General features: G+C 42.2%; 18 protein-coding genes. 8 read left to right on the forward strand and 10 right to left on the reverse strand.

Going from position 1 to position 23,058, the window contains the following annotated elements; translation table 11 throughout:
- Nucleotides 1-176: 176 nt before the first annotated feature.
- Nucleotides 177-1,616, forward strand: coding sequence for a 16S rRNA (cytosine(1407)-C(5))-methyltransferase RsmF (gene rsmF / locus MHN32_RS01975; RefSeq protein ID WP_239420762.1), 1,440 nt, complete (start codon nucleotides 177-179; stop codon nucleotides 1,614-1,616).
- 261 nt (nucleotides 1,617-1,877) lie between these two features.
- On the opposite strand, the gene MHN32_RS01980 is transcribed toward rsmF, so the two are convergent.
- Nucleotides 1,878-2,126 carry a YkgJ family cysteine cluster protein gene (locus MHN32_RS01980; RefSeq protein WP_010371625.1) on the reverse strand — a complete coding sequence of 83 codons (249 nt, stop codon included), beginning with the start codon at nucleotides 2,124-2,126 and terminating at the stop codon, nucleotides 1,878-1,880.
- Between the two features lie 236 nt (nucleotides 2,127-2,362).
- Here MHN32_RS01980 and MHN32_RS01985 point away from each other — a divergent pair, with 236 nt between their 5' ends.
- Entirely contained in the window at nucleotides 2,363-3,538 is a 1,176-nt protein-coding gene (locus tag MHN32_RS01985) for an efflux RND transporter periplasmic adaptor subunit (RefSeq protein WP_010604595.1), read from the forward strand.
- 5 nt (nucleotides 3,539-3,543) lie between these two features.
- Nucleotides 3,544-6,714 (forward strand): efflux RND transporter permease subunit, encoded by a 3,171-nt coding sequence (locus MHN32_RS01990; RefSeq protein WP_239420763.1) that lies wholly within the window; start codon nucleotides 3,544-3,546, stop codon nucleotides 6,712-6,714.
- A 58-nt stretch (nucleotides 6,715-6,772) separates the two neighbouring features.
- Here the strand turns inward: MHN32_RS01990 and MHN32_RS01995 are convergent, their stop codons facing one another.
- Entirely contained in the window at nucleotides 6,773-7,987 is a 1,215-nt protein-coding gene (locus MHN32_RS01995) for a pyridoxal phosphate-dependent aminotransferase (RefSeq protein ID WP_039495683.1), read from the reverse strand.
- A 198-nt stretch (nucleotides 7,988-8,185) separates the two neighbouring features.
- Complete coding sequence (locus MHN32_RS02000; protein WP_102056684.1) at nucleotides 8,186-8,530, reverse strand: Hpt domain-containing protein; 345 nt, start codon at nucleotides 8,528-8,530, stop codon at nucleotides 8,186-8,188.
- A gap of 119 nt (nucleotides 8,531-8,649) precedes the next feature.
- Here MHN32_RS02000 and MHN32_RS02005 point away from each other — a divergent pair, with 119 nt between their 5' ends.
- Both MHN32_RS02005 and MHN32_RS02010 read left to right on the forward strand, forming a co-directional pair.
- Nucleotides 8,650-9,240, forward strand: a complete 591-nt coding sequence (locus MHN32_RS02005) for a tRNA-uridine aminocarboxypropyltransferase (RefSeq protein ID WP_239420764.1) — start codon at nucleotides 8,650-8,652, stop codon at nucleotides 9,238-9,240.
- A 9-nt stretch (nucleotides 9,241-9,249) separates the two neighbouring features.
- Nucleotides 9,250-10,038 (forward strand): CLCA_X family protein, encoded by a 789-nt coding sequence (locus MHN32_RS02010; RefSeq protein WP_239420765.1) that lies wholly within the window; start codon nucleotides 9,250-9,252, stop codon nucleotides 10,036-10,038.
- On the opposite strand, the gene MHN32_RS02015 is transcribed toward MHN32_RS02010, so the two are convergent.
- The 3 genes from MHN32_RS02015 to apbC form a co-directional block, all read right to left on the reverse strand.
- A complete protein-coding gene (locus MHN32_RS02015; protein ID WP_010604589.1) occupies nucleotides 9,998-12,463 on the reverse strand; it encodes an EAL domain-containing protein in 2,466 nt (821 codons plus the stop codon). The genes MHN32_RS02010 and MHN32_RS02015 overlap by 41 nt on opposite strands.
- Nucleotides 12,464-12,923: 460 nt before the next feature.
- Nucleotides 12,924-13,508, reverse strand: a complete 585-nt coding sequence (dcd, locus tag MHN32_RS02020; protein WP_239420766.1) for a dCTP deaminase — start codon at nucleotides 13,506-13,508, stop codon at nucleotides 12,924-12,926.
- Nucleotides 13,509-13,510: 2 nt separating this feature from the next.
- Nucleotides 13,511-14,614, reverse strand: coding sequence for an iron-sulfur cluster carrier protein ApbC (gene apbC, locus MHN32_RS02025; RefSeq protein ID WP_239420767.1), 1,104 nt, complete (start codon nucleotides 14,612-14,614; stop codon nucleotides 13,511-13,513).
- A gap of 202 nt (nucleotides 14,615-14,816) precedes the next feature.
- Here apbC and metG point away from each other — a divergent pair, with 202 nt between their 5' ends.
- Nucleotides 14,817-16,853, forward strand: coding sequence for a methionine--tRNA ligase (metG, locus tag MHN32_RS02030; RefSeq protein WP_239420768.1), 2,037 nt, complete (start codon nucleotides 14,817-14,819; stop codon nucleotides 16,851-16,853).
- A gap of 248 nt (nucleotides 16,854-17,101) precedes the next feature.
- Here the strand turns inward: metG and MHN32_RS02035 are convergent, their stop codons facing one another.
- Genes MHN32_RS02035 through MHN32_RS02050 form a run of 4 tightly spaced genes read right to left on the reverse strand, consistent with a single transcriptional unit; the run spans nucleotide 17,102 to nucleotide 20,748 of the window.
- Entirely contained in the window at nucleotides 17,102-18,244 is a 1,143-nt protein-coding gene (locus MHN32_RS02035; RefSeq protein WP_239420769.1) for an ABC transporter permease, read from the reverse strand.
- Complete coding sequence (locus MHN32_RS02040; RefSeq protein ID WP_102056677.1) at nucleotides 18,228-19,160, reverse strand: ABC transporter ATP-binding protein; 933 nt, start codon at nucleotides 19,158-19,160, stop codon at nucleotides 18,228-18,230. The genes MHN32_RS02035 and MHN32_RS02040 overlap by 17 nt, the downstream gene beginning before the upstream one ends.
- 2 nt (nucleotides 19,161-19,162) lie before the next feature.
- Entirely contained in the window at nucleotides 19,163-20,104 is a 942-nt protein-coding gene (locus MHN32_RS02045) for an HlyD family efflux transporter periplasmic adaptor subunit (protein ID WP_239420770.1), read from the reverse strand.
- Complete coding sequence (locus tag MHN32_RS02050) at nucleotides 20,101-20,748, reverse strand: TetR/AcrR family transcriptional regulator (protein WP_239420771.1); 648 nt, start codon at nucleotides 20,746-20,748, stop codon at nucleotides 20,101-20,103. Before MHN32_RS02050 ends, MHN32_RS02045 begins: the two co-directional genes overlap by 4 nt.
- 420 nt (nucleotides 20,749-21,168) lie before the next feature.
- On the opposite strand from MHN32_RS02050, the gene MHN32_RS02055 reads away from it, so the two are divergent.
- Together MHN32_RS02055 and MHN32_RS02060 are read left to right on the forward strand one after the other, a co-directional pair.
- On the forward strand, nucleotides 21,169-21,450 hold the full coding sequence (locus tag MHN32_RS02055) for a hypothetical protein (RefSeq protein ID WP_239420772.1): 282 nt from the start codon (nucleotides 21,169-21,171) through the stop codon (nucleotides 21,448-21,450).
- 119 nt (nucleotides 21,451-21,569) lie between these two features.
- The gene (locus MHN32_RS02060; protein WP_239420773.1) at nucleotides 21,570-22,472 is read left to right on the forward strand and encodes a M1 family aminopeptidase; all 903 of its coding nucleotides are present in this window, start codon (nucleotides 21,570-21,572) and stop codon (nucleotides 22,470-22,472) included.
- The last annotated feature ends 586 nt before the right edge of the window (nucleotides 22,473-23,058 follow it).

A 23,058-nucleotide genomic window follows, 5' to 3' on the forward strand; every position in this document is an offset into this window, starting at 1 on the left:
AGCCAGAAGTTATTTCTTAATACAAGGCAAATTTGTGCGTCAATAGCTGGCCTATTGCAAGCAAATTTAACGCAGTAGCCGAGTTCAGGTTGAATAATCAGCATCGTCACAACAAATATGCATTTTTCACTCATGAAAGTGTAAAATGTGATAAAGCTTTCAAATTGAGTAACTGCGTGGACAAATCAACTTATATTCCCAGCGCGTTTCTAGACGACATAAAAACCTACTTACCAGATCACCTTAGCATCGAAGACTTTATAGATAAGTGCCAGTCTCCTTTACGCCGAGCAGTCAGAGTCAACACCCTAAAAATGTCTATCACTGAATTCTTAGCCTACTGCGAAAAAAGTGATTGGCAGGCAGAACCGATCCCTTGGTGTGAGGAAGGGTTTTGGATATCAAGAAGTGAACAAGAAGAAGCTAATCTTGCTATAGGCAACACAGATATCCATTTAGGTGGCTGCATCTATGTCCAAGAAGCAAGTTCTATGTTGCCGCCAACAGCATTGAAGTCGACTATCTGCAGTGATGATATTAATTTGGATATGGCGTCAGCACCGGGTTCGAAAACTTCGCAACTCGCAGCTTACATGGATGGACGCGGCGTACTAATCGCTAATGAGCTATCTTCATCTCGACTCAAAGCGCTTGCGGCAAATATGAAACGTATGGGCATACGAAATGTTGCGTTATCTCATTTTGACGGCTGTATCTTTGGCGATTATATGCATGAATGTTTTGATAACATCTTGCTTGATGCACCATGCTCTGGAGAAGGCACTGTTAGAAAGGATCCAAATGCCCTTAAAAACTGGTCCATTGAGTCTAATGTTGAAATAGCACAAGTGCAGAAGCAACTGATAGACAGTGCATTTCAAGCCTTAAAGCCAGGTGGTACCTTAGTGTATTCAACTTGCACATTAACACCATTGGAAAATCAGCAAGTATGCCAACACCTCATTGATAATTACCCTCAAGCAGTAGCAGTCGAAAACCTATCAACTTTATTTGAGGGTGCTGAAAAAGCAACAACGTCCGAAGGATACTTGCATGTGTGGCCTCAGCTATATGATAGCGAAGGGTTTTTCATTGCTCGATTTAAGAAGTTACACTCTGTTGCCGTTAAAAATCCAAAGCGGAAAAAAGGCGCTTTCCCTTTTGAGGAACTAGACAAGAAAACCACTCAACTATTGTTATCCGTACTAAACAAACAGTTTGGTATTACCCAACTTGACGGTAAGTTGATGCAGCGCGATAAAGAGGTGTGGTTATTTCCTGACAACTTTGAAGCAATCCAAGATAAGATCAAATATTCTCGCATAGGGATTTTAATCGGTACTACCCATAAAAACGGGGTAAGATTAGAGCATGAGTTTGCCACTACTTTCGGTCACTTAGCGTCTAAAAACACTTTAGCACTAACAAAAGAGCAAGCAAAAGATTACTTTAATGGCAAGGATATACGCCTAGATGAAGTTACCAAACTAACGGGAGAGGTGATCCTCACGCTATGTGGCAGTGCCATCGGGTTAGGAAAATGGCAAAAGAATAAAGTTAAAAACAGTTTGCCTCGGGATTTAATTAAAGACGGCCTGTTGATAACTTGGGTATAACCTGAATATACCCTTTTGATATTTTTAAGACCGATTATGAATATAAAGAACAACTCTTTGTTTTATATAAACTTAATAAATGATTCATTTATTTGTAAAAAGAATGAAAGGTTAACTAAACTTAACAGTACTTTCTACTTCTCCCTACAGTCTTAGAAGGTGTTTTTAGTTAGCGCACGGCTCAATCTTGAGCCTTTCCCTAGGCCCAGAACTTAGCAGGTAAGTTTCTGGGCGTTTTTTTATCAGTTAACCAGAGGCTAGTTAGGTCAACATTTCGAGTTCTGTGATGATCTGCATCGCTGCTTCATTACTGTCACCGCACACATCTTCCATGGCCTTAAATTGCAAACACACTTGTGGGCGCTCTGGCTGGTTAAACAGTTTACACAGATTATTTTCATCTAGTTGAATACACCGCTCCCCCGCAGGTTTACCATTTGGCATACCGGGAATGGGTGTTGAAATACTTGGTGCTATACAACAAGCGCCACAACCAAGCCTACAATCCATTCTGTTTCTCGCAATTTTGACAATAAGTGGTGCATTTTATCGAAAAATCGACTACACGTAAAAGCATCAATCGCTTTTAAGAATGTAACGATAAATTTAGGTACGCAAAGCTTTGTTACATATTCAGTCTGGATTTAAACACCTCGACATAACTATTCGCGTATTCTTAAGCTTATCGATGATCTAGAGCCGTTAATCTGGGTCATCAAGAATCATTCAACAGGAAGGATTTTAACGTGGCTAGTAAAAAACAAATAATTCTACCAATTGCCGTTCTTGCGGTGGGAATTGCAGCGGCTGTTGCCATGTCTGCAATGAAACAACCTCCAGAAGAGAAGAAAGAAGAAATAGTACATCCTCTCGTACAGGTTCAACCTATTCATATTGACCAAATTAGGCTGAACGTATCGTCATACGGTATCGTGATGCCAAAATACAGTACTGAGCTTGTTGCTCAGGTCAGCGGTCAAGTCATTTCATTGTCTGACAAGTTTGTCAAAGGTGGCTTTGTCAAAGAAGGCGACGTGCTTGCTCGCATCGACCCGAATGACTATGAAGCGTCGCTGATTGAAGCCGAAGCGGCTTTAGCACAAGCCAGCTCAGCGCTAGAAATAGAGCAAGCTCAGGTGCAAGTAGCAAAAGCAGAATGGCAAAGGATTAAAGCAAACGCTAACGAAAAAATACCTTCCGAACTTTATTTAAGAAAACCTCAGCTCGCTGAAAAGTTAGCAAGCTTTAAAGCTGCGCAGGCAGCGGTGAAAAGAGCGAACCGAAATTTAGAGCGTACTTATATCAAAGCGCCTTACGATGCGATTATAGAATCTCGCACCGTAAGCCTTGGTAGTGTAGTCAATCCCGGTAATGGCTTTGGTAAACTCAATGCGACATCTGTTGCGGAAGTACGCCTCCCTGTTGCCGATAATGAATTGAAATACCTACCGCAACAAGGTGTTGGCACCGATGTCGTGATCACAGCAGAAGTCGCTGGTCAACCGATGAGTTGGAAAGGTGAAATAGTCCGCAGTGAAGGCGTTATCGATAACAAAAGTCGCATGACCTACCTTGTTGCTCAAGTCGAACAGCCTTATCACAACAACGTAAAACCACTACGTTTTGGCGCTTATATCAACGCTGATATTCAAGGTTTGTTAGTGCAAAATGCCACTATGCTTCCTCATCACTTAGTGAAAGAAGGTCGCGTTGCAACATTGGATGACGATAACAAGCTGAGTTACAAAAAGGTCAATATTATTAGAGAGTACAATGGCATGGTCGTCGTTGATAACGGCGTTGAGTCAGGCCAACAGATCATTACTTCAGCGCTGGACTATCCGTCTGAAGGGATGCAACTACGTACAGACGATACTCCTTCGCAAAGCGCAAACACCCAATTGGCGCTCAAAGAGGAGTAAGGTTTATGCATAGTCAAAGTACAGAAAAAGGCTTAATTGCTTGGTTTGCACGTAACCCAGTCGCAGCAAACTTATTGATGATATTTATTATTGTGGGCGGCTTGCTTACCGCGTTTTCGATCCGCAAGCAAATGTTTCCACAATACGATAGTAACTGGATAAGTGTTCAAGCTGTGTATCCGGGCGCGGCACCTCAAGAGGTCGAGGAAGGGATCACGATTAAGATCGAGGAATCCATGGAAGGTCTCGAAGGGATCAAACGCTTGATCACCTACTCTAATCGCGGTTACTCGCAAACTTGGATAGAAGTAGACGAGCAGTACAACACCAAAGAGGTACTCGACGAAGTCAAGATGCAAGTAGACTCCGTCTCAACTTTCCCATCAGGAATGGAACGCCCCATTGTACGTCACGACAAAGCAACCCAAGAAGTGATGTGGTTGTCACTCAATGGCGACTTGAGTCCCCATGATCTTAAAGAGCTTGGTAATCGCATTCATGAAGAAATGCTGTCGTTACCTGGCGTTAACCTTGTACGCTTTGATGGTGGCCTGAACTACGAAATCTCTATTGAGATAAGCCCTGATAAAATGCGCGAATACGGCCTAAGTTTTAGAGCAATTTCGGATGCAGTAAAGAGCTTCTCAGCGAACATGTCTGCTGGCCAAATTCGCTCCGAGAATGGCTATATTTCAATGCGAGTTGAAAACCAAGCCTATCGCGGTGACGAGTTTAGAAAACTCCCCTTACTAACACTACCAGACGGCGCACAGGTTAGCTTAGGCGACGTCGCCACCATTAACGATGGCTTTGAAGAAGGACTTCAATACTCTAAATACAATGGTAAGAACTCACTAGTGTATGAAGTTAGCGCGTCAAAAGACCAAGACATCACCAAAGTTGCAGATATCATTAAGAACTACCTTGAGGCAAAGAAAGGATCACTGCCACAAGGCGTAGAACTTGAACCTTTTATTGACTTGACCTATTACCTTAATGGCCGCCTTAACATGATGCTAGAAAATATGGCGTTAGGTGGCGTATTAGTTATGCTAATGCTTGCTCTATTTTTACGTGTGCGTTTAGCATTTTGGGTCATGATGGGGTTGCCAGTTAGTTTCTTAGGTGCATTTTTAATGATGCCAATGGGTTATTTAGATGTAACGATTAACTTAGCCTCACTCTTTGCCTTTATTTTGGTGTTGGGGATTGTCGTTGATGACGCAATAGTCGTCGGTGAATCCGCCCATGCTGAAATAGAAAAACATGGTCATAGCCTCGATAATGTCGTTCGTGGTGTAAAACGTGTTGCTATCCCAGCCACATTTGGTGTGCTTACTACTGTTGCTGCTTTCTTGCCGCAAACATTAGCAACCGGCCCAACGGCAGCATTTTCTAAAGCAATTGGTGGCGTAATAATTCTTTGCTTACTATTCTCTTTGGTTGAATCTAAGCTGGTTTTACCTGCGCATTTAGCAGCGATGAAAGAAAAACCAAGCAACCCTAAAAATCCGTTCCACCGCCTCAGAGAAAAAATGGATAGCGGCCTTCAATCTTTCATTGAAAACACGTACCGCCCATTCATTGTCCGCTGTATTCACTACCGCTATACCGTCATTGTTGGATTTTTAACCATTTTAATTGTTAGCGCTGGGATGTTTGCTGGTGGCTTAGTGAAGTTTGTTGCTAATCCAAAAATCCCACATGATTTTCCACGTATCTCGATTGATATGAACTTATCTTCGTCAGAAAACGCGACGCTTGAGTCAATTCAAAAAATTGAGCAAATGGTACTGAATGTCGACAAAGAAATTGAGGCTGAGTATGGCAAGAAAATGATCCGTGATTACATGGTGAATATGAACGGCCGCACAAGCGCAAATATTATGGTGATCTTGGTTGAACCAGATGCACGTCCAATCGATACCTTTGCACTCAGCGCCCGCTGGCGTGATGCAATGCCTGCACTGCCTGGTGTTAAATCGCTAAACATTCAAGATAGCATTATGAATGGTGGCCGTGATGACGGAGACATTAGCTTTAGGTTAGAAGGCAAACACAAAGAAGAGCTTCGTGAAGTCGCACAGAAACTAAAAGACAAGCTAGCAACTATTGAAGGTGTTGGTGATATCAATGACTCTATGCAATCAGCAACCGATGAAGTGCAGCTTGAGCTTAAACCATTAGCGTACAGCCTTGGACTCACGTTGGCGGATGTTGCATCCCAAGTAAACTTCAGTTATTACGGCCTTGAAGCACAGCGTATTTTACGTGATGGTGAAGAGATCAAAGTAATGATCCGTTATCCTAAAGAACACCGTGATGCCATTAGTGACATTCAGGACGTGCGTATCTTAACGCCTCAAGGTGCAGAAGTGCCGTTGGTAGAAGTGGCTGACGTGAAATTGGTAGACGGTGTTAACCGAATTCGCCGAGAAAACGCCAAACGCACTATTAATGTTTGGGCATCAGTTGATACAGAAATCGCACAACCTTTTGAGATAGCAAAGCAAGTTCGTGACGAATATCTTCCTAGTCTATTAAAGAATTATCCTAGCGTTCAAAGTGCAGTGGCAGGTCGCGTACAAGAAGAAATGGAGAGTGTCGCTGAGCAAATTCGTGACTTTGCCCTATCATTAATGATTATTTTCGCACTACTGGCAATTCCACTACGTTCTTATTCTCAGCCTGTCATCATCATGTCTGTGATCCCATTTGGTGTGGTCGGCGCGGTATTCGGTCATATGGTATTGGGAATGACAATGAGTAGCTTGTCTTTCTTTGGTATTATTGCCGTAGCTGGGGTTGTGGTGAACGACTCTTTGGTTATGGTTGATTTTGTCAATAAAGCACGCGAAGAAGGTATCGATTTAAAAGCCGCAGCCGTCGAGGCCGGATGTAAACGCTTTAGAGCAATCTTGCTCACTTCGTTGACCACCTTTATCGGACTTGTACCAATCATTATGGAAACGAGCCTACAAGCTAAAATTGTTATTCCAATGGCGGTTTCGCTTGCATTTGGTGTGTTGTTTGCCACGGTGATCACCCTAGTACTTATCCCTTGTCAATATGTGGCACTTGAAGATGTTAAACGCGTTGGCCGCAAATGGTTTAAAGGTAAAAGCTCGGCTGATAGCCAACAAACGACACCGGAGCTAAATTCTAATACTCCCTAAGTAACAAATTACTAGCCCACAAAAAAGCTCGGAAATTTCCGAGCTTTTTTACAAGGTATTACTGACTGTAATGCGCAAAAAAGCGCTTTACTCTATCCATTGCAGGCTGTAAATCATCTTTATGTGGTAAAAACACTAATCTAAAATGATCCGCACTGGGCCAGTTAAAAGCACGTCCGTGGACAAGTAGAATTTTTTCTTCTTTGAGCAAGTCCAGCACCATGCGCTCATCATTCTTAATATTAAACCGCTTCACGTCGACTTTTGGAAATGCATAAAGCGCGCCCTTTGGCTTTACACAGCTTATCCCTTCGATATCGTTTAAGCCTTTAAACGCAATATCACGCTGCTCATACAAACGCCCACCCGGTTCAATGAGTTGGTCGATGGACTGTATGCCTCCGAGCGCTTGTTGAATGGCAAACTGTGCAGGAACATTGGCGCATAATCGCATAGACGCGAGCATTTCTAAGCCTGTGATCAAGTCCCGCATCACTGAATGCTTACCACTGATCACCATCCAGCCCATGCGGATCCCGGCCGCACGATAGGTTTTTGCTAAGCCGTTGAAAGTGATAACTGGGATATCATCACAAAGACTCGCAATTGAAAAATGCTCCGCATCATCATATAAAATCTTTTCGTAGATCTCATCACTCAGTATTAATAGCTTGTGTTCTCTGGCAACGTCAATTAATGCCTCAAGCAATGCTTTGTCATATACAGCACCGGTCGGATTATTTGGGTTGATCAGCACCAATGCCTTTGTACGACTCGTGATTTTACGCTTGATATCTTCGATATCTGGAAACCAGTCTTGCTCTTCATCACAAAGATAATGCACTGGGTTACCGCCTGATAATTTAACTGCGGCAGTCCATAACGGATAATCCGGTGCGGGGATCAACACTTCGTCACCGTCATTGAGTAAGGCTTGTGCGGTCATTTGGATCAATTCACTGACGCCATTGCCAATGAAGATGTTATCGACACTAATATTGGGAAAGCTTTTTTGCTGATAATATTGATACACGGCAACTCGGGCAGAATACAATCCTTTTGAGTCGCAATAGCCCTGTGCAGAATATAAGTTTTTTATGATATCTCGGTGCATATCTTCTGGCATATCAAAGCCAAATGCCGCCGGATTACCAATATTTAATTTGAGGACTTTCATGCCCTCGTCTTCCATTTTTCTTGCTTGATCCAATACTGGACCACGAATATCGTAACTCACCCCGTTGAGCTTATTACTTTTTGTTATTTGTAGCATCTATAACCCCCTCATTTTGCTCAAGCATATATCACAATGCCGTCTAAATTCTATGCTTGTGATAACTTTTTATGCTTCAAAAAAGCAACTTACAAAATGAAGTGATTAGGGTGGGATAAATAAGCGCAATATTAGGTTTCAGAAAATAAAAAAGGCCGTATAAACGACCTCATTTCCGCTCTTTGGCTTATGCTGGATTTAAGACTGTGTACTCACCCACTGCTGCAGTTTCGCTTTTGAACCTGCAACTTGTGCTGCCAGCTTCTCAATAGAATCATCAACAATATCCTGCTCCCCTTGAATAAGGGCATGCTCTATCATCTTTGCTAAATCGCTCAAACTAGCGGCCCCAAACTGAGCAGCGTTAGATTTCAAACTGTGAGCATGACGAATGGCAGCTTCTTGATCCTGATTCAAATTCAGCATCAACTCCGATTCTAACCGCTCGAATTCAGAACAACAAAAATGAACCGTATCTTCGAATTGCTCGCCCAGCAACATTTGCATGTTTTCTAGGGCACCTTCATCTATTACGATGCTCATAATTTTCCTTAAATTTAATATTCTATTACTTATGCTAGCCAAATCTGGTTTCTTGTGCAAAGTAAATGCGGGCAAGATATGATAAAATATGACTTATATTAAGAAACACCTCATCAAACATGAAACGTAATACCTGTCCAGTCTGTCAGTTTCCCACAAAAACTTGCGTATGCTCCTATATTGGTAACGTGATACCAAATGCGACTCAAGTTATTATCATGCAGCACCCAAGCGAAGTAAAAGTCGCCAAGAATACCGCAAAGCTCCTCGCCTTGCAGTTAGACAGTTTTGCGCTGTATGTTGGAGAAAATACCACTGACTTTGAAGAGTTGATTAACTTCTGCAACGGAAACCATGTTGCACTACTCTACCCAAACAGCCACGCCAAGACCTTAACTACAGAACATAATCACGCTCAAAATCTTGATGCCATCATCTTATTGGATGGTACTTGGAAGAAAGCCACTAAGCTTTATAAGCTCAATCCGTGGCTAAGCCAGTTACCCAGTTTTCAGTTCGATTCGGTAAATGCGAGTGAATATACTATTCGTAAATCTAAACATGAATACAGTTTATCAACACTTGAAGCGGCAGCTCAATTTCTCGAGATTGTAGATCAATGCGAAACTGCGGATCTCTATAAACTTCAAGCAGGCATGGTGAAAGAACAGATGACGCGAATGCCTGATGATGTTAAGGCTCGGTATTAAAGGAAGAAAATGCCAAGCTCGAGACTACTGCGCGGATACACTCGCCGAGGACCCAATTATCGATTCGGCGATCAAGTTGATTTCAGTGAAATTAAACAGACCTTTGGCTTTAAAACCATGACCATTGGTCATTGGGTTACGCCCGAAGAAACCCGTTTATCCGCCAATTTCATTTATGATGCCCTCGCAGATCTAGCCCAAATATTACAGGTACCACCAGAAGTCATTGGCCTTCGGGGAACACTTAATTTTGCTTTTGGTACAGGCGGTCAACAAGGTATTCAAGCGCATTACGCGGCAAATACGAGAACACTCGCGTTAGCAAAAAATGCCGGCGGTGGCGCACTTGCCCACGAATGGTGGCATGCATTTGATCACTATATTTGCCAGCATTTAATAACACAGCCAAAAAAGCCTTTTGCATCGTCAGCTTGGTTACTTTCTACTGAAACCGTATTACACCCTCTGAACAATGCTTTAGCAACGTTTTTTGCGCATACCTTTTTAGATGAACAACATCAACAACCAAATCGGTATTTTCATACCGCCAAGATTGCTGATAGCGCAAACAAACAAATATATTACGCCCTGCCCGAGGAGCTAACAGCTCGGATGTTCGAGGCCATTATTGCCTATCACAGCGATATATCAAATTCATTTTTGGCCGCGGGAATTAAAGGTTCAGAACAAGAAAAACTGGGGATTTACCCAAAGCATGAACATAGAAAACGATGCGCTGAGCCCATTTTTCACTACTTCAGCGAACTAGGAAAGATTTTATATCACCAGCATAGGTGACTTTACTTAACCAACTCTTAAATTCCGTGAACGGCAACGGACGTGAAATAAAATAGCCCTGTGCAAAGTCGCAGCCATAGGCCTGCAAACGAATGTAGCTATTGATATCCTCAACCCCTTCTGCCACCACCCTTGATCCTAAACTGTGCGCCATATCACACGTCGCTTTACAAATTGTTTGGTTGCTCTTAGATGTCTCAATATCCATCACAAAACTTTTATCAATTTTAAGTTCATCAAATCCAAGTTTACTCAAATATGCAAGTGAGGAATATCCAGTACCAAAATCGTCTATCGCCACCTTTACGCCGATTGAACGATAATCATCTAACACCCCTTTAAGCTCTGCTTCTTTTCCTATCGTTACAGATTCCGTGATCTCTATCATTATTTGAGAAGGTGCGAGTGATAATTCATTGATAAGCGTAATAAGCTGTACCGACAACTCTCTTCTACTCAAGTCACGACCAGATACGTTGATTGAAATAACGTGCTCAGGCAATAACTTGGTTATCTCAGCTTGATAATGAAGCGCATGCTCAATCACCCATTCGGTGATCTCATAAATTTGCCCTGAAGACTCCGCAATCGGAATAAATTCGTCAGGTGGTATGTAACCAAGTTCAGGGTGAAGCCAGCGCAGTAGCACTTCCGAGCCAAATACCCTGCCAGTCCTGAGGTCTACCTGCGGCTGAAAGAATAAACTGAACTGTTCATGTTCTATCGCACTTTTAAGAAACGAGGTGAGCTTTAATTGTCGCTCAGTCGAAATAGAGCTTTCAACATCAAATAGATGCCAACGTTGACCATTGTGTGACTTAGTATTAAGAGCCTGCAGCGCGCGCTGGATAAGCTTCTCAGTGGATTTTGCATGCATTGGATAATTCGCTACCCCAACCTCTAGACTATCGACAATCTGCGTGTCTTTATAGCCAACCCCTTCTTCGAATACAGCAGATAAAATACATACATATTGCTCAACTTGACTGACCTCTATTTTACCATCAAGCACGATGGCAAACACTTGGTCTTCTAGGCGGTAAATAGGTGTGTTTCCTTTATTTGCAACGGCAGCGCTACCATAAGTATTGATTTGCTCAGAGACCTCTTTGAATAACTTATTGATGTGCTGATTTGCAAAGGTTAAGCCAAAACTCAGTCTTATTGATGGCAGGATCAGTGGTTTAAAAAGCAACAATGTATGCGCTTTATTTTGCTCCTCAAGCTTAGCGAGCGAACCAAACAGGGCGAATTTATTGGGAAGTGCAGTCTCTTTATCAAACTCAGCATAATGAATATACATACGCCGCTTTTCCGCATCATGCCAAACCACAAACAGTAGTAAGAGCATTAAATGTAGGCTGATCAACACATGGTTTACGATTGATATTTGCTCACTTGGTTGTATTAATTGACTCCCAGCAAAACCAATTAATACCGCCACCATAGGAGACCAAATTGCGCAGCAAAAATAGACTTCTTTACGGCTGTCTTTATCTTGACTTACCAAAATCATCGTACTTAATACAATTGCACCAATAACCATAATTGACTGAAGTGCAAACGGTAAATCCACTTTCGCAAACGCCACAATGACACCGCTTAGTAAGTAGATATATGCGGTCGTCTTGATGGTTAGCTTTATCTTTCTATCAAGCCTATTTTTAGTAAGGAAATGATGAAAAAACAAAAGGCTGAAGCCGAGTGCAAAACACACAAAGCTGCCACTGTAATGTAAAAAATGAATGCTATTTTGGTAGCTGAAAAAGATATCAGCGAGTCCTTTATGGGTGACGTAAAGGCAGGCTAATGACAGCAAATAGCCACCAACCGAAAGCAGGCTTGCGCGTTTCGAAATAATACCGGTACTGAGCATGAAAATACTCAATAAAAACATCACCCCTAGAAACAACCCTGTTAAAAATAGATGAGCATTGGTATCTTCTATATAAACTTCATAAGGTTCAATACTCACTCTAGACAAGGAAACATAGGGTGATTGAACTTTAACAACGATCGGCTCAATATGGCTATTTGCATCAATTACCAAATGGGGGGAAAAGTGGGATAACGATGTATGATTATTACTTGCGGGGATTTGAGTTAATTTTCCAATAGGGTCCGTGGTAAAAAACTCAACACTGCCCATGGATGGACGTGCGACTGTTAGCACTTGGTCTGACAGATCATCGCGAACGAGGTTTGTGATTCGAAGCCAAACCGCAACGCCCTTTGGAATAATTACCGTTTCTTGCGATACATTAAACTGGGCCTCGGAAAAGTCACCATAGCCTACTGAAATTAAAGGTCTTGCTTCTATAGTTTCTGCGGCCAGCTGCGTTTCAGCAGTAGCCAACATCGCAAAGATGCAACACACAATTATCGTAAACATCAGTGTGGCATACCTAGCAGCGCTAAGCCACATACCCATTCTCCTTGAGTCACTTTGACGGTGATTTATCAGCCTATTCGTTATGCAAAGAACCAAGCGTTAACGTTCAAGAAAAACACCAACCTGAAAACATTGGCTATGAGCTTCTCTTTGCAAATCAGTAGGCAACGCCATTCGCGCACTAATACCTATTTCACTTTGTCTACTGCAGTCATTCGCATGACGCTTTCGCCGACAACATAAAAAACGCATTACAATAAGTATGGTTTGGATCAAAGCAAATGCAAAAATATTATTGAATTTAAATCGTTATGGTTATTTGATGGGGGATCAAAAATGTAAAGATGGCATGCCGTTATAGGGGGTTAAATATTTAATTATAAGATTGGAACAACAACTTGTTCTCCAGCCGCTGTTATTCCCAAGCTAAGCGTCAGATTTGTTTGTAATAGGCCAACTATTTACACACAAATCCTCTCGCCTACCTATTCAATTAACTGTCGTCACTAATACGCGAAGCAATCGCACTATTTTGATCCTTATATTTGGCGTCTTTACGCTCGTTATAAGGGAATTGCGCAGCACTTGTCATCGTTTCAAAGCTCATCGCACCTATTTTCATGTTTGGCCTAAGTGCCAAAGGCAACTTACCTGAGTTATAGAATTCTAATACGATGTTTCCAGACCAACCGGGATCAATACGATGCGCAGTAACATGAACCATTAAACCTAGCCTTGCCAGCGACGAGCGGCCATCTAACCAACCAACAAGGTCGGCAGGTAGGGTTACTTTTTCATACGTCATTGCCAGCGCCAGCTCACCAGGGTGCAAGAAAAACGCTTGGCCATCTTCTAACACAATTTCGTCACTCATGATGGATTCCATCGCGGCATTGATCTGATCTTTAGGACCACTGAGATCAACGTAAGGCGCGGCATGGTCCTGAAACACTCTAAACTTGTTACCCAGTCTTAAATCCACGGTAACGCCTGAAATCATATCTGGCTTAGGTGTAGGTTCGATGATTATGCGTTGTTGTTCAATCGCTTCTCGAATATGGGTATCCGATAATCTCATTCTTAGTCTTCCGTCATCACAATCTCAACACCCGATGTTGAGTCTGATTGGTAATATAACATACTGGCAACCAGTTGGGCACAATCAACATAGTGATCTGCTATACCATGATTGTCAGTCTTACTTTCTGAATTAGGCTCACGGACTGTGGCAATGATATCTTCGCCCTGCTCTGTTGCTGTTCTGATCTGTTCGTTAAGCGGTACTTCCGCGAGCAGAGGCACACCATAGCGACTCGCCAGCGTGGTGCCACCAGAGTGACCAAAAATATGGTTGCGACTACCACATTGCTCACAATTGAAGTAACTCATATTTTCGACCAAACCTAAAATAGGGAGCTGCACTTTTTCAAACATCGCGATGCCCTTCTGTGCATCTGCAAGCGCTAAGGTCTGCGGTGTAGTGACAATCACCGCACCACTGGCTGGCACTTTTTGCGTCATGGTAAGTTGGATATCTCCTGTGCCTGGCGGCATATCAACAATCAGATAATCCAGCTCACCCCAATCCGTTTCATTTAACAATTGAGTAAGCGCTTGAGAAGCCATTGGTCCTCGCCAAACAGTGGCGTCCTCTGCTGGGACCAAAAAGCCGATAGACATGGCTTTAATACCCGACTTTTCAATTGGTAGTAAGGTTTTATCATCTTTCGCCTGAGGTTTTTCATCCTCAAGAGCCAGTAAACTAGGTAGCGAAGGGCCATAAATATCAGCATCTAGCACACCAACTTTCGCACCTTGAGCACGTAGCGCATACGCCAAATTAATCGCAGTGGTAGACTTACCAACCCCGCCCTTACCCGAGGCAACAAGAATAATATGTTTAATGGCTTTAAATTTTGGTCTGCCGACAACGACGACTTTCGATGTCACCTCAACGGGCTTACCTAAGTGTTGCTGCAGATAACTGGCAATTTCTTGATCACATTGAATAGCAAACGGGAAATTAATATGTACTTGGATTTGCGTTTTTGACTCTTGCGTTTTGATGACCCAATTGGCATCAATACCTACTGGTAATACCGCACTACGATAGCCATTTAAAAGCTCAATGATTGCCTGTTTGGTGTTTTTCCCCTTGGCAAACCATTTTTCCAGTCCAAACATACAAATTAAACTCCTCTGGGTGATGAAAATAGCCACGGAATTATGTAACATTCAACTCATTAAAACCAGTCAATTCGCGGTTCATGGTCTGAACGAAGGTGAGTCACTAAGCACACTTGTCCATTCAAGTGTTAACTCGGTGAATAATCAACCAATTCAACACCATCAATTAGAAAGATCGCGCTAAATTCATGGAATCGTTATGACGAAGAGAAAAATTCTCATTACCAGTGCATTACCATACGCAAATGGCCCCACTCACTTAGGCCACTTGCTGGAATATATTCAAACCGATATTTGGGCTCGCTTCCAAAAGTTACAAGGCCATGAAGCCTATTATGTATGTGCTGACGATGCGCACGGCACGCCAATCATGCTAAATGCACAGAAGCAAGGTATCACACCTGAAGAAATGGTTAAGCAGGTAAGTATTGAGCGTCAGCGTGACTTTGCAGACTTCAATATCGAGTTTGATAACTATCACAGCACACATAGTGACGAAAACCGTGAACTAAGCGAGCTTATCTACACTCGTTTAGACGAAAAAGGCTATATCAAAAAGCGCACGATTTCACAGTTATTTGACCCAGAGAAAGGCATTTTCCTACCAGATCGTTTTGTTACTGGTACTTGCCCGACTTGTAAGTCTGAAGATCAAAATGGCGATAGCTGTGATGCCTGCGGTGCAACCTACAGCCCAACAGAGTTGATTGAGCCAAAATCGGTGATGTCTGGTGCGACACCTATCTTGAAAGATTCAGAGCATTACTTCTTTGACTTACCAGCATTCGAAGACATGCTAAAAACATGGCTACGCTCAGGTAGTCTGCAATCTGAAATGGCGAACAAGCTAGACGAATGGTTTGCAGACGGCTTGCAGCAGTGGGATATCAGCCGTGACGCCCCCTATTTTGGTTTTGAAATCCCAGGCGCGCCTGGCAAATATTTCTATGTTTGGTTGGATGCACCAATCGGTTACATGGCAAGCTTCAAAAACCTTTGCGAGAAACAAGGCCTAAACTTTGACGAGTTTTGGGGTGAAGGCTCTGACGCCGAGCTTTATCACTTTATCGGTAAAGACATCATCTACTTCCACAGCCTATTTTGGCCTGCAATGCTTGATGGCGCTAATTTCCGTAAACCAAATAACGTATTCGCTCACGGTTTTGTCACCGTAAATGGCGCTAAGATGTCTAAGTCAAAAGGCACTTTTGTAAAGGCTCGTACCTACCTTGAACACTTAGATCCTGAATATTTACGTTATTACTACGCGGCTAAACTAAACAGCGGCGTTACGGATTTAGACCTCAACTTAGAAGATTTCGCGGCACGCGTAAACTCAGACTTAGTGGGCAAAGTGGTAAACATCGCGAGTCGCTGCGCAGGCTTTATCACTAAGAAATTTGACGGCAAGCTAAGCGGCTCTGTTATGGACGAAGCGCTACTAACTAGCTTTGTTGCTGCAAAGGATTCAATCGCGACACATTTTGAAAACCGCGAATACAGCCGTGCAGTGCGTGAGATCATGACCCTTGCTGACAAAGCAAACCAGTTTATTGATGCCGAAGCGCCTTGGGTGCTTGCAAAGAATGAAGAGACACTTGAGCGTGCACATCAAGTGTGCTCTATGGGTCTTAACCTATTCCGCGTACTACTTACCTATTTAAAACCTATCCTTCCAGGTATGGCGAAAAATGTAGAAGCTTTCTTAAACACTGAGCTAAGTTGGGAAAGCGTTGACAACGCCCTTGTTGATCATGAAATCAATAAGTTTAAGGCACTTATGCAGCGTGTTGAACTTGATAAAGTGAATGCGATGATCGAGTCGTCTAAAGAAAGTCTTGAAAAGAAAGTGGGCGGTCAATCTATAGCAGCAGATCCGAATAGCCCACTTGCCAAAGAGCCAATCGCTGCGGAAATCGAATTCGATGATTTTGCCAAAGTTGATCTGCGTGTCGCAAAAATTGCCAACGCAGAGCATGTTGAAGGTGCAGATAAACTGCTTAAACTTACGCTTGATTTAGGTGGTGAAACGCGCCAGGTGTTTGCTGGCATTAAGTCTGCTTATTCACCTGAAGATCTTATCGGCAAGTTAACAGTAATGGTTGCAAACCTAAAACCTCGTAAGATGCGTTTTGGTATGTCAGAAGGCATGGTGTTGGCTGCAGGCCCTGGTGGTAAAGAAATTTACATCTTAAATCCAGACGAAGGTTCACAGCCTGGCATGCGAGTGATGTAATCACCCTATTACTTGTATACAAATAAAGGCTTCCATTTAGAAGCCTTTATTTTTGCCTATATCAAACCTTCGCGCCAACAAGTTGCCAGCTTTAATCTACACCAAATGCACCGAAATATTGAGTATCGCAAGCCATAACACCAGAATTAAATTGCCCAGCGCACCGAAGGTATCATTTACTTGCTCACTAAAAAGCGTAAACATAATAAAGACTAATGCCCATCCTTTGCTATTCAATATTTACACAACTAATCTAATCGCTTTTTAAAGCGCATCGTCGCAATCATAAAGCCAATCACACTAAAGGCGACTAAACAGAGTAAATCAAAATACAAATCGCTGAAATGCGCGCCTCGAAGTACCACAGCTCGGATCGACCGTACGTAATGTGTGGCAGGTAAGATCTCTGCAAGGTATTGCGCCGCTCTTGGCATCGCGGCAAATGGGAACATAAACCCAGATAGCAATATTGCAGGCAGTAACACAAAGACCGTCATTTGCATTGCTTGCAATTGGTTTTTGGCTTTAGTAGAGATCAACAGTCCCAAGGTAAGGCTCGCGGTGATAAACAACAACGTCACGATAAGTAGACTTGCCATATCAAAATTGAGCGGTACATCAAATAGCCAATGTCCTAAAAATAGTATTATCGCCATTTGAATAAAGCCAACAAGAATGTAAGGTAGAATTTTACCTAACATTAGTTCGGTTGGCCGAACCGGTGTGGTGATAAGAAATTCCATATTACCCTGCTCACGCTCTCTAACCAGCGCTGATGAGGTAAATAGGATCATCGTCATCGTTAATATAATTGCAATCAAACCGGGAATAATATTAACCGACGAGCGTTTCTCTGGGTTAAAGTAATTTTGCAGCGCAAAAGCTGGGTCTGGCAGTGCAGGCATAGGTAACCTTTTGATGCTAGTTGGCAACTTGCTGAGTCCCGCCACGGCACCACTCAATAACGGATCGGAACCATCAATCAACCACTGTGCAACGCTATGTTGCGCTGTACTATTACCCACTTTATAGCCACTTAGTTGATAATCACGATTGAGCTGCCGACGCACAAAATCAGCAGGAATAACCAACACGGTATTCACCTTTCCTCTGGTAATGGCCTGCTCAGCCGCCGCAATTGAATCATAATAGCCGATAAAGTCAACAACTTGAGTGTTGGCTGCGGTTTGGATCAACTGTCTGGATTGATAAGTCTGACTAAAATCAACAATACCTGCGGAAACATGTCTTACATCAGTATTAATTGCATAACCAAATAGCAACAGCTGCGCCAATGGCAACATCACAATCATCGCAAAGGTAATACGGTCGCGTGCCAGCTGCATAAACTCTTTACTGACGATGGCATTTAACCTACGCAAGCTCAGCATAGCCCCTCCCTGTGCTCGTTACAAACACATCCTCGAGGTTAGCGCGAGTGAAATCCACTTCGTAACCACCTCCAGATTCAGCTCGCAATAATGCCAGAGGTTGTGATTCTTTTTTGTTTATCAACACCCTTAGGCGAGCACCTATTTGGGAGACGGAAATCACACTCGGTAATGAAGCTAAACGTGTTTTTAATGCCGCAACGTCGTCACCCACAACTTCGCACACCGAAACCTTTAACTGTTCCATCAGCGCGATGGGACTATCATCCGCACGCTTTACACCTTGCTCTAAGATAGCAAGGCGGTGACAACGCTCTGCCTCGTCCATATAATGGGTAGACACTAAAATGGTCGTGCCCTGCGCACTTAAACTAAATAACTGCTCCCAAAATGCACGACGATTTTCCGGGTCAACCGCTGACGTCGGCTCATCTAAAAAGAGCAACTCTGGTTTATGAATAACGGCGGCGGCAAGCGCGAGGCGTTGTTTTTGTCCACCACTCAATGCACCGGACTGCACCGATTTTTTATCTTCTAATTGGTACTCCTGTAGCAGCTCAGCCACTCTACGCTTAACATCATTGCGTGATAAACCATAAATTTTCGCCACAAACTCGAGATTCTCCAGCACACTTAGCGACTCGTATAGGGAGAATTTTTGCGTCATGTAGCCTAATCGATTACGCAAGCTTTCACCATGTGCCTGCACATCCTTTCCCATAATACTGATATGACCTGTGGTTGGTGTTAACAGTCCAGTCAACATTCGGATTGTAGTTGATTTTCCGCAGCCATTTGGCCCTAGAAAGCCATAAATTTCGCCCTGTTTTACGGTAAGGTCTAGGTCTGAAACCGCCCAATAGTCGTTAAACTGCTTACCCAAACCTTCACTTTGGATCACGATTTCCTTGGTCATTCTTACAGCTCCACCCAAACCGGCGTGCCTGACGGGACAGTCACTTTATCAGTGAGCACCACTTCCACCACATACATTAAACGTGCTCTTTCTTCTTGTGAAAGTGCAAAATAAGGCGTGAAGCTCGCGCTTTGGCTAATGTAGCTGACGGTGCCTTGTAGACTTTTATCACTGCCATCGAAATGCACATTTAGCACACTTCCCAAAGAAACTTTAGCAAGCTGGGTTTGCGGCAGATAAAGTCGAGCGAATGTTTTGTCGTCAGCAGCCAGCAGAATAATCGGTGCACCTTTAATGGGACGCTCACCAACAAGCCAAGGTAAATCCTCGACAATGCCGGAAGTTGGTGCTTTAAGGGTAAGATCAGCGAGCTGCTTGTTGGCAATAATTAGCTGTGTTTGTGCTTCTGTAATTGCGATTTTTGCTTGTTCGATTGTCTCCTCTCTCGTGCCATTTTCAAGCTCTTTCAAACGCGCTTGGGCCTCTTGCAAAATACCAAGTGTCGACTCGACATTGGCAGAGGCGGCATCGACCCTATCTTGAGAGGTCAACTTGTCTTTGATTAACTGCCTCTGTCGAACAAGTTGCCGCTGAGCTTCTTCCCAAGCGGCCTGTGCTGCATGGACCCTTGCTTTGGCTTGTTTGACTTGTTCAACTCGGGTGCCAGAGAGTAACAATCTATATTGCGCTTGCAAGCGCGCGATTTGCTGTTCAATAGCATTAACCTGTTGTTGCTGCACCACGTCATCGATTTTCGCCAGTGGCTGTCCTTTTACCACTTTATCGCCGCGCTCGACCAGCAACTCAACTAATAACTCTCCGGTTGGGCTGCTGATCTGCACCTGCGGTCGTTCGATAATGCCGAAGATTTTACGCTCGGGTTTAGAACAACCAACCAAAAGCGTCAATAACACAAAACTGATGATGTAAAACGGTGTTTTCATAATGTTTTCCGTTCAATATGCTGGGATAGAAACACGTTAAAAATAGCTTGCTGATGTTTGCCAAGCGAGCGCCACTGCTCAGTATCCGAGTTTTCGATACCAAGTAGCGGCTGCATCACAGGTGGCACCAAAAAAGGAAATGCCGACAAGCCAAGGCAGGTTAAAAGTAACCATTCAGCTCGAATGGGCTCTGCAGGCGAAAGCGTTTGAAAGGTCGAATTTAAAGCACTGACACCGTTCTCTACATGCTCAAAGAAAATCTTTTTTATGATTTCATGCTCTTTAGAGTGCGTATCATGTAGTGCCATAAAAATGATCTTAGGTAGCGTTGGGTATTGGCTCATCACCTGAAAGTAGCGCTCTATAAACTGAGTTAAAATAAGCGGTGAGAGTTCACGTAACTGTGATTTTTTAATCCCTTCAAGCAAGCTCAGTAGAGGTGCTGCAACCTCGCGAAATACCGCTTCAAACAGTCCCGCTTTATCGCCGAAGTAGTACTTAATCAAAGCAATGTTTACCTCAGCAAGGTCCGCAATTGCTCTAGTCGTGACTCGATTATATCCGCGGTTAATAAACAAACATTTACCAGCGGTGATGAGCTTTTCTCTCGGGGTAACAGCGGCTTCCGTTAGCTTATTTGTCATGTTTCAACTCCATTAATCACTTGATTAATATACTAGGACAAATGTGCAAGCTTCACGACAGCTTTCGTTAATCAAAAAAGAGGAAATGATTAATCACTAATCTACATCAAACTTTCATTGGTTATCTGGCCTTTTTGTGGACAGGCACCTTACTTTGCCCTTATAGCGATGTCTGAGTTGAAACAGAGCGGGATCGAAGTTTAAATTGACGAGTATTGGGTTTTTATGATCTGATTACGCATCGTAATTTTTAGGTCGTTACAATTAGCATCATCACGTAACAATCTTGTTGACGCCTTGTATCGTGAACTATTTAATAGCAAGTGGCTTTAGTGTGGTTGAAATTGAAAGAAACTTAGATTTTTTAGGTGACTCTCTTATCATACAAAGTCAGGAAGTAATTAACTCGGTAAATTTACAATGAAAGAAATAAAAATTTACAAGGCAATATTTTTTTTAAGCATTCTTTTTTCCACCTTTTTAAGCACTGCAAGCAATGTGGAAATAAAAATAACAAAAGAAACAAGTAAGAAAAACTTTGAGATAGAGTATGTTTTTAGAGAAAGCGTAAGATCAATAACGATAAAAAACGCACCTGAAAACTTCATAATGAATTATTGGAGGTTTAAAGATAACCACCCACCCACTATATCACCCAATGGAAAAATAGAGTTTTCCACCCCCAAAAAAGTTTATCTATAACAATAGATAAGGGGTTCGACACATCTGAAATTCGAGCTTATTCTCCATATCTATTTTTCAAAAGTGGGACTGGTATTTTTCTAGACTATTTCTTACCTAATGAAATAAATTACACAAAGATGGGCAAGGAAAAAAATGAAGAAATAGAATTCGAAATTATAAGTAAAGAGAAAGATAACAATCAGAAAACCAGTGGAAACCACCTTAAAATTAGAGGTGGTGATTTTAAAAGTTATTACTTTTTAGCACCTATTGAAACACAAGAATTTAAGGGTGTAAATTTCAAAACCAGCTCAGAGATAGATATTAGACTAACTAATTCAGTTATTGAGAATACAATAAAAATTATAAACCTATTAGGAAAGGCTTTAGATCACAACCACCCTGGCAGCATTGAAGTTTTAATTTATTATGATAAAAGTAGAGACTATCTAGGCTTTGAAGGTGGTGCTTTACCAGGTCAAATTGTGTTAACTCTAAGTGGAGATGATCTTATTTTAAACCCTTTGAGATATGAACGTGAAATTTTACTAATAATCGCGCACGAAGCTGTTCATCTTTGGAATGGTTATCTTTTTCCAAATAAGGGAGATTCACCTACATGGCTATATGAAGGTAGTGCTGAATATTTATCCTACCAACTGTTACTGTCCTTAGGCATGATATCTAAAGATTATCATGATTATTTTTATAAAAGTGACATAGAAAAGTGTTCTAGCGTGCTTGAGACAGAAGCTTTAGGAAGTATTGATAACACCCCTTCAGTCTTTGCTGCTTACGCTTGTGGTCATGTGATTTTTGATGTCCTCAGCGTTAAGTTCGACAAAGATGATAAATATAAACTTCTCAAAGAGCTTTTCACGCACTCTGCAGGTGGTTATTCATTTAACTCTTTATACAAGCTATTAAAACAAAATGATAGCACTGCTTCGTTAGGAGTTAAATTAGACAAGATATTATCTTCAAAAATTGAGTCTCATGAAAACTTCAAAAGTTTATTATCCACAAAGAGTTCAGGTTAGTTAGTTAATTCATTCATACTGAAGACAATTTTACTTTTTTGAATCATATGATAAGGATAACCAAAGGGGGACAATTACATTTTGGTCCTTAGTACCCTCTAATTATGGCAAACATTGCTGCTCGTTAAGTCGATGAAGCAACTGTCGCGATCGGTAGGTCTTAGGGTTTTAAAACAACTTGAAAGCAAAGTAACCACACGAGACATGACCTCTAGAAGCTTTGTATAGCTGAGTAATGGTGGGAAGTCTTTTTGTGAAATCGAGTAAGGTAGCCTTTATAAAAATTTCAAAATCACGCTGATGTGACATACGAAATAGAAAGACCGTTATCATGGACAGGCACTTTAACTATTGATAGATATCGTGGACAGCCACGTAAAAGTTTTTGAAAATTGGAATATGAACAGCAAAGCAAAAAATCAATTGTCTTTGGTTTTAGATACACCAAATGCTACTCAATCGGGGTTGGAAAAAGAGTGAGCTAACACATTGTTTTAAAATTACATTAATGTTCCCCCTTGTCTAGAGAAAAGGCTTTACGGATAGCAACGCTCTCGCGTCCTACTCCCACAAAGACCCTTTGTAG

The organism is Pseudoalteromonas sp. Of11M-6 (assembly GCF_022347905.1).
In the GTDB taxonomy this organism is placed as follows: Bacteria; Pseudomonadota; Gammaproteobacteria; order Enterobacterales; family Alteromonadaceae; genus Pseudoalteromonas.

Bases quoted from the DNA above. Each gene is read 5' to 3' on its own strand.
- MHN32_RS01980 (WP_010371625.1), bottom strand. From the start codon at position 2,126: ATGGATTGTAGGCTTGGTTGTGGCGCTTGTTGTATAGCACCAAGTATT.
- MHN32_RS01990 (WP_239420763.1), top strand. From the start codon at position 3,544: ATGCATAGTCAAAGTACAGAAAAAGGCTTAATTGCTTGGTTTGCACGT.
- MHN32_RS01995 (WP_039495683.1), bottom strand. From the start codon at position 7,987: ATGCTACAAATAACAAAAAGTAATAAGCTCAACGGGGTGAGTTACGAT.
- MHN32_RS02000 (WP_102056684.1), bottom strand. From the start codon at position 8,530: ATGAGCATCGTAATAGATGAAGGTGCCCTAGAAAACATGCAAATGTTG.
- MHN32_RS02005 (WP_239420764.1), top strand. From the start codon at position 8,650: ATGAAACGTAATACCTGTCCAGTCTGTCAGTTTCCCACAAAAACTTGC.
- MHN32_RS02010 (WP_239420765.1), top strand. From the start codon at position 9,250: ATGCCAAGCTCGAGACTACTGCGCGGATACACTCGCCGAGGACCCAAT.
- MHN32_RS02015 (WP_010604589.1), bottom strand. From the start codon at position 12,463: ATGTGGCTTAGCGCTGCTAGGTATGCCACACTGATGTTTACGATAATT.
- dcd (WP_239420766.1), bottom strand. From the start codon at position 13,508: ATGAGATTATCGGATACCCATATTCGAGAAGCGATTGAACAACAACGC.
- apbC (WP_239420767.1), bottom strand. From the start codon at position 14,614: ATGTTTGGACTGGAAAAATGGTTTGCCAAGGGGAAAAACACCAAACAG.
- metG (WP_239420768.1), top strand. From the start codon at position 14,817: ATGACGAAGAGAAAAATTCTCATTACCAGTGCATTACCATACGCAAAT.
- MHN32_RS02035 (WP_239420769.1), bottom strand. From the start codon at position 18,244: ATGCTGAGCTTGCGTAGGTTAAATGCCATCGTCAGTAAAGAGTTTATG.
- MHN32_RS02040 (WP_102056677.1), bottom strand. From the start codon at position 19,160: ATGACCAAGGAAATCGTGATCCAAAGTGAAGGTTTGGGTAAGCAGTTT.
- MHN32_RS02045 (WP_239420770.1), bottom strand. From the start codon at position 20,104: ATGAAAACACCGTTTTACATCATCAGTTTTGTGTTATTGACGCTTTTG.
- MHN32_RS02050 (WP_239420771.1), bottom strand. From the start codon at position 20,748: ATGACAAATAAGCTAACGGAAGCCGCTGTTACCCCGAGAGAAAAGCTC.
- MHN32_RS02055 (WP_239420772.1), top strand. From the start codon at position 21,169: ATGAAAGAAATAAAAATTTACAAGGCAATATTTTTTTTAAGCATTCTT.
- MHN32_RS02060 (WP_239420773.1), top strand. From the start codon at position 21,570: ATGGGCAAGGAAAAAAATGAAGAAATAGAATTCGAAATTATAAGTAAA.